14 protein-coding genes and 1 tRNA gene are annotated in these 12689 nt (G+C 65.1%); 6 read left to right on the forward strand and 9 right to left on the reverse strand.

Annotation, left to right across the window (positions count from 1 at the left end; all coding sequences use genetic code 11):
- The first annotated feature begins 145 nt into the window (after positions 1-145).
- Entirely contained in the window at positions 146-976 is an 831-nt protein-coding gene (locus tag ACIQXM_RS15105; protein WP_400932915.1) for a ParA family protein, read from the forward strand.
- Between the two features lie 147 nt (positions 977-1123).
- On the opposite strand, the gene ACIQXM_RS15110 is transcribed toward ACIQXM_RS15105, so the two are convergent.
- The 6 genes from ACIQXM_RS15110 to ACIQXM_RS15135 all read right to left on the reverse strand — a co-directional run bounded on the left by ACIQXM_RS15110 (position 1124) and on the right by ACIQXM_RS15135 (position 5268).
- Positions 1124-1711, reverse strand: coding sequence for a MerR family transcriptional regulator (locus ACIQXM_RS15110; RefSeq protein WP_400932917.1), 588 nt, complete (start codon positions 1709-1711; stop codon positions 1124-1126).
- 215 nt (positions 1712-1926) lie between these two features.
- Positions 1927-2427, reverse strand: a complete 501-nt coding sequence (locus ACIQXM_RS15115) for a bifunctional nuclease family protein (RefSeq protein WP_400932919.1) — start codon at positions 2425-2427, stop codon at positions 1927-1929.
- A gap of 5 nt (positions 2428-2432) precedes the next feature.
- Positions 2433-3203, reverse strand: a complete 771-nt coding sequence (locus tag ACIQXM_RS15120) for a MerR family transcriptional regulator (protein WP_400932921.1) — start codon at positions 3201-3203, stop codon at positions 2433-2435.
- 69 nt (positions 3204-3272) lie between these two features.
- Entirely contained in the window at positions 3273-3737 is a 465-nt protein-coding gene (locus ACIQXM_RS15125) for an FHA domain-containing protein (protein ID WP_400932923.1), read from the reverse strand.
- Between the two features lie 186 nt (positions 3738-3923).
- Positions 3924-4304, reverse strand: a complete 381-nt coding sequence (locus tag ACIQXM_RS15130) for a VOC family protein (protein WP_400932925.1) — start codon at positions 4302-4304, stop codon at positions 3924-3926.
- A 169-nt stretch (positions 4305-4473) separates the two neighbouring features.
- The gene (locus tag ACIQXM_RS15135; RefSeq protein WP_400932927.1) at positions 4474-5268 is read right to left on the reverse strand and encodes an SDR family NAD(P)-dependent oxidoreductase; all 795 of its coding nucleotides are present in this window, start codon (positions 5266-5268) and stop codon (positions 4474-4476) included.
- Positions 5269-5362: 94 nt separating this feature from the next.
- On the opposite strand from ACIQXM_RS15135, the gene ACIQXM_RS15140 reads away from it, so the two are divergent.
- Together ACIQXM_RS15140 and ACIQXM_RS15145 are read left to right on the forward strand one after the other, a co-directional pair.
- Entirely contained in the window at positions 5363-5869 is a 507-nt protein-coding gene (locus tag ACIQXM_RS15140; protein ID WP_400932928.1) for a nuclear transport factor 2 family protein, read from the forward strand.
- Positions 5866-7038 (forward strand): 12-oxophytodienoate reductase, encoded by a 1173-nt coding sequence (locus ACIQXM_RS15145; RefSeq protein WP_400932930.1) that lies wholly within the window; start codon positions 5866-5868, stop codon positions 7036-7038. The genes ACIQXM_RS15140 and ACIQXM_RS15145 overlap by 4 nt, the downstream gene beginning before the upstream one ends.
- 3 nt (positions 7039-7041) lie before the next feature.
- On the opposite strand, the gene rox is transcribed toward ACIQXM_RS15145, so the two are convergent.
- The gene (rox, locus tag ACIQXM_RS15150) at positions 7042-8466 is read right to left on the reverse strand and encodes a rifampin monooxygenase (RefSeq protein WP_400932931.1); all 1425 of its coding nucleotides are present in this window, start codon (positions 8464-8466) and stop codon (positions 7042-7044) included.
- Positions 8467-9036: 570 nt separating this feature from the next.
- Here rox and ACIQXM_RS15155 point away from each other — a divergent pair.
- The 3 genes from ACIQXM_RS15155 to ACIQXM_RS15165 all read left to right on the forward strand — a co-directional run bounded on the left by ACIQXM_RS15155 (position 9037) and on the right by ACIQXM_RS15165 (position 10732).
- Entirely contained in the window at positions 9037-9480 is a 444-nt protein-coding gene (locus tag ACIQXM_RS15155; RefSeq protein ID WP_400932933.1) for a helix-turn-helix transcriptional regulator, read from the forward strand.
- Between the two features lie 10 nt (positions 9481-9490).
- Positions 9491-9904, forward strand: coding sequence for a VOC family protein (locus tag ACIQXM_RS15160; RefSeq protein WP_400932935.1), 414 nt, complete (start codon positions 9491-9493; stop codon positions 9902-9904).
- Between the two features lie 288 nt (positions 9905-10192).
- Positions 10193-10732 carry an alpha/beta fold hydrolase gene (locus tag ACIQXM_RS15165; protein ID WP_400932937.1) on the forward strand — a complete coding sequence of 180 codons (540 nt, stop codon included), beginning with the start codon at positions 10193-10195 and terminating at the stop codon, positions 10730-10732.
- Between the two features lie 79 nt (positions 10733-10811).
- Here the strand turns inward: ACIQXM_RS15165 and ACIQXM_RS15170 are convergent.
- Together ACIQXM_RS15170 and der are read right to left on the reverse strand one after the other, a co-directional pair.
- Positions 10812-10885, reverse strand: a tRNA-Pro gene (locus ACIQXM_RS15170).
- A 115-nt stretch (positions 10886-11000) separates the two neighbouring features.
- Positions 11001-12554, reverse strand: a complete 1554-nt coding sequence (der, locus tag ACIQXM_RS15175; RefSeq protein ID WP_400932939.1) for a ribosome biogenesis GTPase Der — start codon at positions 12552-12554, stop codon at positions 11001-11003.
- Positions 12555-12689: the final 135 nt, after the last annotated feature.

Raw genomic sequence — 12689 nt, forward strand, 5'->3', positions numbered from 1 at the left:
ACTTGCCATCATTGTGCCTATTCCGCGCAGTCGAGCAAAACCAATGCATGCCGAAGCAGGGGCCGGACGTCACATAGAATGAAACGGCAGCCTCACAGGGGCCCCGCTCGTGATCCACTAGACACGTTAGGTTTTGGTTCAAGAAGTGCAAGTAGTGAGCATCAGCAGCCTGAAGGGCGGGGTGGGCAAGACTTCGGTGACGCTCGGACTGGCCTCGGCGGCAATGGCGGCAGGAATTCGTACCCTCGTCGTGGATCTGGATCCCCATGCAGACGCCACCACCGGTCTGGGCGTGAGCGCTGCCAACAAGCCCGGCATCGGCGAAATGCTCAAAGCGGCACGCCGAACCCGGCTGGCTGACAACGTTGTTCCCAGCGGCTGGGTAGCCAATGACCGGCGATCGGCGGATCCGAATCCCGGGCGCCGACCTGTTCTGGACGTTGCCATGGGATCGGCCTATTCGGGCATCTATGACCGCCCGGACCTCGGACGGCGCGATCTGAGGCGCCTTGCCACCCTCTTGTCCGGGGTCAGCGGCTACGGGCTGGTCCTCATCGACTGCCCTCCGTCCCTCAACGGCCTCACCCGCATGGCCTGGACCGCAAGCAACCAGGTCCTGCTGGTTGCTGAACCTGCACTGTTCTCAGTGGCCGGGACCGAACGGACCATGCGAGCCCTGGAGCTGTTCCGCAAAGAGTTTGCCCCGAATCTTGCCACGGCGGGGGTTATTGCCAACCGCGTGCGTTCGACATCCGGTGAGCACACGTTCAGGCTGGCGGAAATGAAGCAGATGTTCGGCAGCCTGCTCCTGAGCCCGATCGTTGCGGATCAGGCCAACTGGCAGCAGATTCAGGGAGCAGCCCACTCGGTGCATCACTGGCCCGGCGAGTCTGCCCGGCAGGCGGCAGGCACGTTTGATGCTCTGCTGAAGAATGTCGTGGACACCGGCAGCAACCATGTACGCCGGGCCGGCTGATCGGCCAACCGATTCGCCTCGACTGCTTCTCGTCCTGCGAATGCCCTGAACAACGGGCAGTGCAAGCAGGCAGCGGCCGGGGCCGGGCAGCACAAACGGGCAATGATATCGGTTGGCTGCCCTTGCGGAGGTAAAAGCGGAGCGGGCCTAGCTGATCTTGCGCGCGTTCCGCCGCTGGCTTAGTTCATCACCGGGAAACCCGTGCTCACTGACGTGTTCGCTGGGCAGCTGAGCCAGGCTCCCCTCAACTTCCCGCCACACCCGTCCGACGGCGATGCCGAACACTCCCTGACCGCCCTGAACAAGGTCAATGACTTCATCTGCGGACGTGCATTCGTAGACGCTGGCACCGTCACTCATGAGTGTGATCTGGGCGAGATCCTCCACGCCGCGCTCCCGCAGGTGTTCAACAGCGGTGCGGATCTGCTGCAGCGACACGCCCGTGTCCAGAAGGCGTTTGACGACCTTCAGCACCAGGATGTCGCGGAAGCCGTACAGACGCTGGGTTCCGGAACCGGAGGCGCCGCGGACGGCGGGTTCCACCAGTCCGGTCCGTGCCCAGTAGTCCAGCTGGCGGTAGGTGATTCCCGCTGCTTTGCAGGCTGTTGGACCTCGGTAGCCGGCGTCCTCGTCGAGAACGGGCAGATCCTCAGTGAACAGCAAGCCCTGGGCTCCGGGAACCTTACCCGGCGCAGCGGCGTGGACATGCTCGCCGGCATCGCCTTTCGGACTCACTTGTGCCTCCTTGTAGCGGTTCCCGGGGGGGTGGGCACGGGACCTGGGTGTCGGGAACGACTACCTTCAGTGTGCCCCGCGGGACCTCTGAGGGGAAGAACCCGTGGAGAGGAATGGCGGAGCTCCGTGGAGTGGGAACTCTCTATGCTTCGACGTTAGATCTGACCACGTCCAAGGTCAAAGATGCAGGCGCTTTTTCTGAAGGCGTGTCGGGCTCAGCGCTCGAAGTCTTCGGGTTCGACATCGGCGAGGAACTCGCGGAACTGCCGCATTTCCTGTTCGGCGTTTTCCGTGTCCGCTTCATCGTCTTCACCGTCCTCAGCCTCCGCGATCCGCACGCCTGCTTCATCGAGCACAGCGTCGGCGCAGAAGATGGGGCAGGCAGCCCGCAGGGCTACTGCAATGGCGTCGGAAGCCCGGGAACTCACGGTAACGCCGTTGTCGAACACGAGTTCCGCATAGAAGACCGTATCCTCGACACTCACCAGCCGGACCTCCTGCACGGTCCGGCCCAGGGCAAGGACCACCGAAGCCAAAAGGTCATGGGTCATTGGCCGCGGGGGAACGATTCCCTGCTGGACGAAGGCGATGGCGCTGGCCTCAGGTGCGCCAATCCAGATGGGCAGGTGCCGCTCGCCGTTGGTTTCCTTGAGCAGCACAAGCGGCTGGTTGGAGGGCAGTTCGATCCGGACGCCGACAACTTCGACTTCGCGCATATTCCTCAACCTTCCATTCGTGCAATATGTCCGTTCACCAGCGCGCTGTGCAGGTTCAGGCAGAGATCGCTGATTTCCCGGGCTGTTTCCGCAGCCCGTGCCTTGGATGCAACGTCGCGGCGCGAGGCCAGCGGTGCCACCACGCTTTCCACCAGGCCGAGTTCGCGGTCCGCTGCCGCCCGGAAGGGACGCAGATGGCGGGGCTCGATGCCGTGAGCCTGGAGCTTTGCGCAGGCCTTGGCCACTTTCAGCGCATGTTCGTCATAGACGGCCGGGTCAGCACCGCTCTCGGGTGCCGTGATCAGGCCGTACTCGGCGAGGTTTCGCACCAGGTCCGCCGAAGCGCCTGATTCACGGACCAGCTCGTTGAAGGTCAGCCCCCGGGCAAACGTCCGGGCGGACAATTCTCCGGCCAGCTGTTCGGAGACGGCCCGCGGGGTCAGCGAGAGCCCCCCGGGCAGGGATTCCGGGCGCTCGCCCCGGTCAATGGCGTCCAGATAATCCTTGATGACCTTCAGCGGGAGGTACTGGTCCCGCTGAAGTGCCAGGACGAAGCGCAGCCGCTCGACGTCGGCGGTGGTGTATTTGCGGTACCCCGCTGCCGTCCGCTGCGGCGTGACCAGGCCTTTTTCCTCCAGAAACCTGATCTTGGAGGCGCTGATTCCAGGGAAGTCCGTGCTGAGATCGCTCAGGACTTCCCCGATATTGAGCACACGGCCGCGCAGACGCTCGTTCCCCGTGCCCAGGGTCCGCCTGATGGGCTGTGATGCTGACATGCTTGTACCTATTCCCTCAGTGTTCCCTGGACATGCAGCGGGATTTTATCCGCCGTGTTTCTTTGATGCTCAGCTGGCCGTGGGCCGGGCTGCGTAAAAGGTGAGCCGAAACTTTCCAATCTGGACCTCATTGCCCGTCCGCAGCAACAGCGTGTCCACACGGTCATTATTGACGTAGGTGCCGTTCAGGCTCATGGAATCCACTACGCGGAACCCTTCAGGGGACCGGCGGAACTCCACATGCTTGCGGGACACCGTCACGTCGTCGAGGAAAACATCAGCATTGGGATGACGACCCGCAGTGGTGACATCCTGGTCCAAAAGGAACCGCGCACCGCTGTTGGGGCCTGAATGGGCGATCAGCAGCGCTGACCCGGCGGGCAGGGCAGCTACCGCCGCGCGCTCATCCATGCTGAGCTTGGGCTCAACCGACGTCGTATCGGTCTGAGGCGGCAGACTGATGGACGTAGTGTCCTCGGCACCCAATTCACGCCGATCTTCGGTCTGTCCGGCGTTGTAGTCCTCGCGCGCCATTTCCTTCATCCTCCCCAAAAGATGCGGCCAACCACTCACATACTGGCTGGCCGCACAGTTCCTGCTGACAAATCTCGCCGTACCGGCTGTCCTAGCCTACCTGCTGGAGCGCTTTCACGGCACTGAGGACTTTACGCACAGTTTATGGAGCGACCTGCGGCGATATGGAGAGGACGCGCGCCGGGTTCACACCCACTGGACCATGTGCACAATGAGACCGTTCGGGTCGCGGTACTGTGCAAACCGCTGCCCCCAGCCCTCCGGCTCGGGAGCGGTCACGACTTCGACGCCGGCTGCCGCCAGGCGCTCGTGCTCCTGGTCAAGGTCCCTTACAGCCAGCACCAGCAGCAGTCCCTGGCCCGCGCTGCCCGCAACTTCCGCGGGCTTGAACACCGGCAGGCCGGTACGGAGGAAAATGATGCTCGGTCCGCCGTCGGGATGCTTCAGGGAGGCATATCCCGAGGTGCCCATCACCGGCCGATAGCCGAAGTACCGGGAGAGGAAATCAACGGAGGCCGGTGGGTCCGGAACATTCAGGACAATGGCGAAGTCAACGACATCGGACATTTCGGGCCCTTTCTCGATGTTGATCGATCCTAGCGGACCGCCGGGCCTGAGTCGCGGCCTGCAACCGCCGGGGACCCCCTTCGGCTCAAATGAATGCCCGGCGTGCGGTCTCCGGCTGCCCTGCACGGGACGCCGCCGGGCCCCAACCGGAGCGGCACCCCGGCGGGAATCAGGCAACCGGCGCCGGTGACCGGTAATGCGTGTTGGCTGCCTCGACTACGGGACGGCGGGGAAAGGCGGAGCGGGTTTCGGCATCCCCGGCAAAGCCATCCACGATCCAGCTGGGTCCGTCCGTGAGGTGCTCCAGCCCCTCACGCGCCACGGTGTCCGGATCAGAGGCACGCACGCCGGGCGCATCGAAGGAGAAGCCCAGGCGTTCCATCGCGGGTGTGCGGGTCAGCCCCAGGCAGAGTTCCAGGACGTCGACGCCGTACGGGCGCATCTCCACCCACAGCGCCTCCGCAAGATTGTGGACAAAAGCCTTGGCTGCGGAGTAGAAGCCGATCCCGGCGGTGCCTGCGAAACCGCTGAGGGATCCGGTGAGCAGGATGCCGCCGCGCTGCCGCTCCTGCATGGGGGCCCCGAAACGCCGGATGAGTTCCAGGGTCACGGTGATGTTCAGGTCGATGACCATCTGTGCGCGGTCGGCGTCGGACGTGACGATCTCGCCGCCGTAAGTGTTGGCACCGGCATTGGACACCAGCAGGCCTACTTCGCGGTCTCCCAGCTGCTCGGCAATCGAGGCGACGGCGCCGGGGGCCAGCAGGTCCTGTTCGATGGCCAGGACTTCCACGCCGTAGGCGGAGCGGACTGATTCCGCCACCTCCGCGAGCGGCCCGGGCTTGCGGGCAACGATCGCCACGTTCAGTCCCTGCTCGGCCAGACGGTGGGCCAGGGCCGCACCCACGCCCTCCGATCCGCCGGCGATCAGTGCCCAAGGCCCGTACTTCTCGAATCCGCTCATTCCACAGTTCCCTTCATGCCGATCAAGCGCTTGTTTGCATCTTGAGCCATCAGTGATATTGAATACGCTAAAGGGAACCGAAGGGGAGCAACTGATGAGTCCACTGACCGAGATCGCCGAGCTGCGCGACCGCATCCAAAGGCTTGAAGACCACCGAGAGATCCTGGCTGTGCTCGCCGCCTACGGTCCCGCCGTGGATTCCGGCAGTGCTGAAGAGGTGGCCGGGCTGTGGACCGAGGACGGAAGCTACACGTTCAGCTACGGCGACGGCGAGCGCACGCTGACCGGAGCCGACGACTTCCGCACCATGGTCGAAGGCCCCTCCCACCAGGAAATCATCACGGGAGGCTCAAGCCATTTCATGGGCATCCCGGACATCCGGGTGGACGCAGACACCGCCGTCGCCACCGGCTACTCGATGCTGGTCCGGCACCGTGACGGGCAGGAACCCGGGTATTACGTCAACCGCCTCGCTGCCAACCGCTGGGAGCTGGCACGCACCAACACCGGCTGGAAGGTTACGGCCCGGACCAACTCGCTGCTGGACGGCCGCGCTGCATCCCGCGCCCTGCTGGCCGGTGCCCGGAGCGTGGCGCTGTGACCGCGGCGCCGGACTCCGTCGGGAAGAACGGCCCCAGCGAGGCGGCAGATCCGCTTTTCCGCGGCTTCTCCGTCAGGTCGCTTCAGCTGCGCAACCGGATTGTCATGTCGCCGATGACCCGCGCGTATTCCCCCGGCGGCGTTCCCGGCCCGGACGTAGCTCAGTATTACCGCCGCCGCGCGGAGGGCGGTACCAGCCTCATCGTCACCGAGGGCGTGGCCATCGACCATCCCGCTTCCGTTGACCACGCGTCGGTGCCCCGCATGTTCGGTGCCAAGGCCCTGGCCGGCTGGCGCGCCGTCGTGGACGGTGTGCACGAAGCTGGCGGCCGCATCATTCCGCAGCTCTGGCATGTGGGCCCCCTGTGGGGGGCCATGGGCGGGGGCACTGATGTCACCCCCATGCGCCCCTCCGGCTTGTGGGGCACCCCGGGCATCACCAGCTACTCATCAGACCTGGTACGCGCCTCCCAACCGGCGACGCGGGCCATGACAACGGCGGACATCGACGCCGTCATTGAGGCATATCGGACTGCCGCCCGCGGCGCCATTGAGGCAGGGTTCGACGGCGTCGCCCTGCACGGCGGACACGGTTACCTCTTGGATTCCTTTCTGTGGGCCGATACCAACCGCCGAGATGACGAATGGGGCGGGGACGCCGAACGCCGCGCCGCGTTCCCGGCGGCAGTGGTCCGGGCCATCCGCGCGGAAATTGGCGAGGATCTGCCCATCTTTTTCCGCTTTTCCCAGCACAAGCAGCAGGACTTCAGCGCACGGCTGGCAGACACCCCGGAAGAGCTGGGCGCCCTGCTGCGCCCGCTCGTGACGGCCGGCGTGGACGTGCTGGACGCCAGCGCACGGCGGTTCCAGGATCCTGCGTTCGAGGGCAGCAGCCTGGGGCTCGCCGGGTGGGCCAAGCAGCTCACTGGTGCAGCTGCGATGGCGGTGGGCAGCGTTGGCATCGGTTCGGCCCTCAAGGACCGGCGCAGCAGCGGCAACCCCATCCTCGACAACCGCGAAGACCTGCTGCGCCGCCTGGCGGCTGACGAGTTTGACCTCATTGGCATCGGCCGCCTGCACCTCGCCGACCCCGCAGTGGTCCGCACCCTGAGGGCCGGTGAGCCGCTGCCCCAGTACGACTACAACAAACACGAGTCGGCACTGCTGTAAACGTTAGGACCCGGAACCGAACCACCGCGGCAGGTGGGCCAGCAGATCCTGCTGGTCCCCGCCTGCCCACGCCGCGTGGCCGTCCGGCCGCAGCAGTACCGCGGGTGCCTCCAGCTCAGCGCGGCTGTCCACAATGTGGTCGATCCGGTCCGCCCACCCCGCCACCGAGAGAACGCCGGTGGAATCCAGCAGGATTCCGCGTGCGGTGTGCATCTGTTCGTACAGCCTGCCGGCGGACAGGTCCATGTCCCGCATCCGCCGGCCCTGCAGCGGGTGCTCCCCGCCGAAGTCGTAGCGGATAGCTGTGGCGGTGACTTTTTCAAGCACATGCCGGTTGACGTCGTCGAACTCCATCAGTTCCGTCAAGAGCCTCCGGAGGGCCTGTGCGCCCGGTTCGGTGGACAGCAGTGCGGACTGGGCGCGGGTGTTGTCCAGGACATCGGCAGCTACGGGGTGCCGTTCCGCCTCGTAGCTGTCCAGCAGCCCCTCCGGCGCCCATCCGCACACCTCGGCTGCCAGTTTCCAGCCCAGGTTGAAGGCGTCCTGCAAGCCCAGGTTCAGCCCCTGCCCGCCAAGTGGCGGATGGACATGTGCGGCATCCCCGGCCAGCAGGACCCGCCCGGAGCGGTAGGTCTGCGCCAGCCGGGTGGCGTCGCCAAACCGGGAAAGCCAGCGGGGAGAGTGTGCTCCAAAGTCAGTATTGGCAAAGGAGTGAAGCTGCCTCCTCAGGTCTGTCAGGGCCGGCGGCCGGTCCCTGTCCTCCGCCACCCCGGCTGCCGGCACGACGACTCGGTAGAGGCCCTCCCCCAGCGGAACCGCGCCGAAATCTTTATGCACCGCGCGAACGTCAGCGACAGCGGCAGCCACGGTTTCCGGATCTTCACTCAGGAACACCTCGGCCAGCAGCCACTCCTTTCCGGCCGGCTCACCGGGGAAATCGATTCCCAGCAGCTTTCGGACAGTGCTGCGCCCGCCGTCGCAGCCCACGAGGTATTGCGAGTCAAGCGTGGTGCCGTCCTCGAGCCGCGCAGTCACACTCCCCGGGTCCTGGCTCAGCCCCGCCAGTGCGCTGCCGCGCCGGATAACGGCACCAAGCTCGAGGGCACGTTCGGTCAGCAGCCGTTCGGTGGTGGTTTGCGGAATGGCCAGCACGTAGGGATGTGTGGTGCCCATATCTTCCGGCGCCAGCCTGGTGATGCCGGCAAAGAAGCCGCCCACCGGATACTGCGTTCCCAGCGGCAAAAACCGCTCCAGCAGGCCGCGCTGGTCCAGTATTTCAATGCTGCGCGCATGCAGCCCCTGCGCGCGGGCCACTGGGCTTGGCTCCGGGTCTTTCTCCAGGACGACGACGCCGACCCCGTGCAGCCGCAGCTCGCAGGCCAGCATAATGCCCGTCGGGCCGCCGCCGGCAATAAGAACATCGATCATGACTCACCTCGATTCATCCCCGTATTCCCAGCTCAGGCGATTCATTGTCTCCGCCGGCAGGGGGCTTGCCGCAAGCCCCTGCCGGATCCCAAACTGACAGTGGCGGGGTGGCTGCACGTCCCCGGAAGGTGTGTGCTCGAGCCAAAGCACTATTTGATGCCGTCCGCGTCACCTGCCCGGCTGGCAATCGGCGGCATGGGCGGATTTTCGGGCGGCATGTTCCGCCGTCGAGGCTTTGACCCGAACGTTCGCTGCGGAGCTTGGCCCCACAGGCGTGCGCACGGTGTGCCTGCGTCCGCAGCGGATCTCCGACACCCTGGTAGCCTCCTGGGCCCTGCCGATGCCGGTGGCTGAGTTCCGTTCCTTCCAGGAGTCGCTGACCACGCCGGACCCTGCCCACCCTGGGGCAGGTTGCCCGCACCGCGGTCTTCCTGGCCGACGGCGGTGCCGAGACGATGAACGGATCCGCAGTAAACCTGACCTGCGGGATGAGTCCCGACTGACGTCCGGGCGAACGCCGGCATCCGGCGGGCTGTCCGGCGGCGTCCGGACGGTGCCACAATGGCCTGCATGGACAGCGAGAGTGGTTCCGCCGGGAAGCTGCGCGACATTGCCTCGATCCGCCGGGTCCGGGACCGAATTGACCGCGACTACGCCGAGGCGCTGAATGTGGAAGAGCTGGCCCGCGGCGCCCACATATCCGCCGGACATTTGAGCCGGGAGTTTTCCCGGATTTACGGAGAGTCCCCCTACTCCTACCTAATGACCCGGCGGATCGAGCGGGCCATGACGCTGCTGCGCCGGGGAGACCTCAGCGTGACGGAAATTTGCTTTGCAGTGGGTTATTCGTCCCTGGGCACTTTCAGCACACGGTTCACTGAACTGGCCGGAGTGCCGCCGAGCGTTTACCGCCGTACTTATTCTTCCTCTGCGGCAGGCATTCCACCCTGCCTGGCCAAGCAGGTCACCAGGCCGGTCAGGAATCAAGAAGCGCGCCGCCGAACATCGCCGTAGCGTGGTGCACATGACAGATCTCAGCATTCACTACGCTTTCCTTCCCCACACCAATGCAGAGGCCGCGCTGGGCTTTTACCGCGACATCCTCGGCTTTGAGGTTCGCAATGACGTGGGCTACGAGGACATGCGGTGGATTACCGTCGGGCCTGCAGGGCATCCGGAAACCTCGATTGTCCTGCAGCCGCCGGCCGCTGATCCGGGGATTACCGACGACGAGCGCCGCACCATCCTGGAACTGATCGCCAAAGGGGTTTACGCCTCGGTGACGCTGGCCTCCGAGGATCTGGACGGGCTCTTCGCACGGATGGAAGCCGCCGGGGCGGACGTCGTCCAGGAACCGATCGATCAGGATTACGGGGTCCGGGACTGCGCCTTCCGCGATCCGGCCGGCAACCTCATCCGCATCAATCAGTCGGCATAACCGCAAGTTGTTCCAAATGATGATTCATAACAGCGGACAAACGGCCGGCGGCCGCGCTTGCAGGACGCATAGCTGCGTGAAGGGCCAGCCCGTCGAGAACAGCAACAGACGCTCGGTCTCCAGTTCAAGCTGAGCGTCACCGCCGGAGGGAAGCAGAGCGCTGACGCGCCACCGCGCTGACAGGGGTGCGCTTAACGCCGTCGCGCCGGATCACCCGCCATACCCAGCTGCTCCCTACACTGGTGAGACGCCCATGACCTGACCAGCGGCACTTGAACGGAGCCCTCGATGGACGTCCTCTTTATGCATGGCGCCGGCGGCTGGACGGACGACCAGCCCATGGCTACAGAACTGCGCGCGCTCCTGGATTCCAATCCGCTGGTTAATGCCGCCGTCCAGATGCCGCACTTTCCGGATGAGGACATGTCGGCTGCTGCCTGGCTCAAGCAGTTGGACAGGCAGCTGAATTTCATGGGCCCGGATGTGGTAGCCGTGGCGCATTCGTTTGGGGCATCGATGGCCCTCCTCCGTCTCGCGGATGGCTGGTCCGGCCCGAGGCTCAGCGGACTGGTCCTCCTGGCGGCTCCGTTCTGGGGATCTGAGGGATGGCAGGCGGAGTACGCACTGCCGGCCGGCTTCACCCCTCCCGATGATCTCCCGCTGTTTCTCCACCATTGCCGCGATGATTCCACGGTGCCGTTTGATCATCTTGCCCGCTTTGCACCCCGGATGCCTCACGCGGTCTTCCGCCGGCATGAGACGGGCGGCCACCAGTTCCAGGACAGAATGTCCGCGGTGTCTGACGACGTTGCCGCGCTGATCGCCTAGAGGAGTGAGCTGCCCGGAAGGACAACGCCGCGTTAAACAACAAAAGCCCGGCAGAACTTTCGTTCTGCCGGGCTATTTGTCGGGTTGACAGGATTTGAACCTGCGACCCCCTGACCCCCAGTCAGGTGCGCTACCAAGCTGCGCCACAACCCGCTGTTCTGCCGGTTTATTTTCGGCCGAAGCAACTCGAATACTCTACCCCATGATTGGTGAATTTCCCGAATCGGGAAAGCCCCGGACGCCGCACAGGCATCCGGGGCCCCAATTGCTAGCGGTTCTTGCCGCGCTTTTCGCGCACGCGCATGTTGACTTCAATGGGGGTTCCCTCGAAGCCGAACGTCTCACGCAGGCGGCGCGTGATGAAGCGGCGGTAGCCCGGATCCAGGAATCCGGTGGTAAAGAGGACAAACTTCGGCGGGCGCGAGGATGCCTGCGTGCCGAAGAGGATACGGGGCTGCTTGCCGCCGCGCACCGGATGCGGGTGGGCTGCCACGAGCTCACCCAGGAAGGCATTGAGCTTGCCGGTGGGGATTCGCTTGTCCCAGCTCTCCAGGGCCTTGTCCAATGCCGGAACAAGCTTGTCCTTGTGCCAGCCGGTCATGGCCGAGATGTTCACGTGCGGGGCCCATTCCACATGGGCCAGGTCGCGCTCAATCTCGATCTGCAGGTAGCGGCGTCGCTCATCGTCCAGCAGGTCCCACTTATTGAAGGCCAGGACAAGGGCACGGCCGGACTCGATCGCGAGCTGCAGGATGCGCACATCCTGCTCGGAAAGAACTTCGTCCACGGCCAGGAGCACCACGGCAACCTCGGCCTTTTCCAGGGCCGACTGGGTACGTAGCGAAGCGTAGAAGTCAGCACCCTGGGCCATGTGCTGGCGGCGGCGGATACCTGCGGTATCCACGAAGCGCCAGGTGCGGCCGCCGAGCTCGATGAGCTCATCAACCGGGTCACGGGTGGTTCCGGCGGTGTCGTCAACAACCACGCGATCGGTACCGGCCAGCTTGTTCAGCAGCGAGGACTTGCCCACGTTCGGGCGGCCAATCAGCGCGATGCGGCGCGGGCCGCCGGTCTTGTCCAGTCCACCGTAGGCGGAGTACTCCGGAAGGACCTCCATCATGGCATCCAGCATGTCACCGGTGCCGCGGCCGTGCAGGGCGGAAACGGGGTACGGCTCGCCGAAGCCGAGACCCCAGAGCTGGGCGGCGTCGGCTTCGTTCTGGATGTCGTCCACCTTGTTGGCGACGACGATGACGGGCTTGCCCTTGCCGCGGAGCATCCGCACCACGGCTTCGTCGGTGGCGGTGATGCCAACGGTGGCGTCCACTACCAGCAGGACCGCGTCGGCGACGTCGACGGCCACTTCGGCCTGTCCGGCCACACGGGCGTGGATGCCGCGGGCATCGTGCTCCCAGCCGCCGGTGTCCACCAGCGTGAAGTTCACGCCGTTCCAGGTGGCAGGGTAGGACACGCGGTCACGGGTCACGCCCGGGGTATCTTCCACCACGGCTTCGCGGCGGCCCAGGATACGGTTCACCAGCGTGGACTTGCCCACGTTAGGGCGTCCCACGATGGCAACGACGGGATCCTGGCGCAGGGGTGCGTCGTCGTCGTATTCCTCGAAGCCGCCCTCAAGCAGCGCGGCGTCTTCTTCGTCAAGTTCATAGTCGGATAGGCCGGCGCGCAGGGTTTCGGCGCGCAGCTCGGTCTCGGCGTCGTCCATGTTGGCCAGGCGTTCGTTTACCTGGTCCTCTCCGGCCGGAACGTATTCTTCCTGGCCAGTCTCGTCGCCGGCAGCGCCGGAGTATGAGGAGTTAGTCATTTTTGCTTTCTTTCCGTTGAGGTCTGCAGCACTGCAAGCAGGCCGTCTCCGGACGTTCAGCCCGGTAAGTGTGTGTGGGTTCCGCGGGTGTTAACACCGCAGTTCCACCAGTCCATTGAAACACGCGCGGCACCG

Origin of the sequence: Arthrobacter sp. NPDC097144 (assembly GCF_044762205.1) — a bacterium.
Lineage (GTDB): Bacteria > Actinomycetota > Actinomycetes > Actinomycetales > Micrococcaceae > Arthrobacter_B.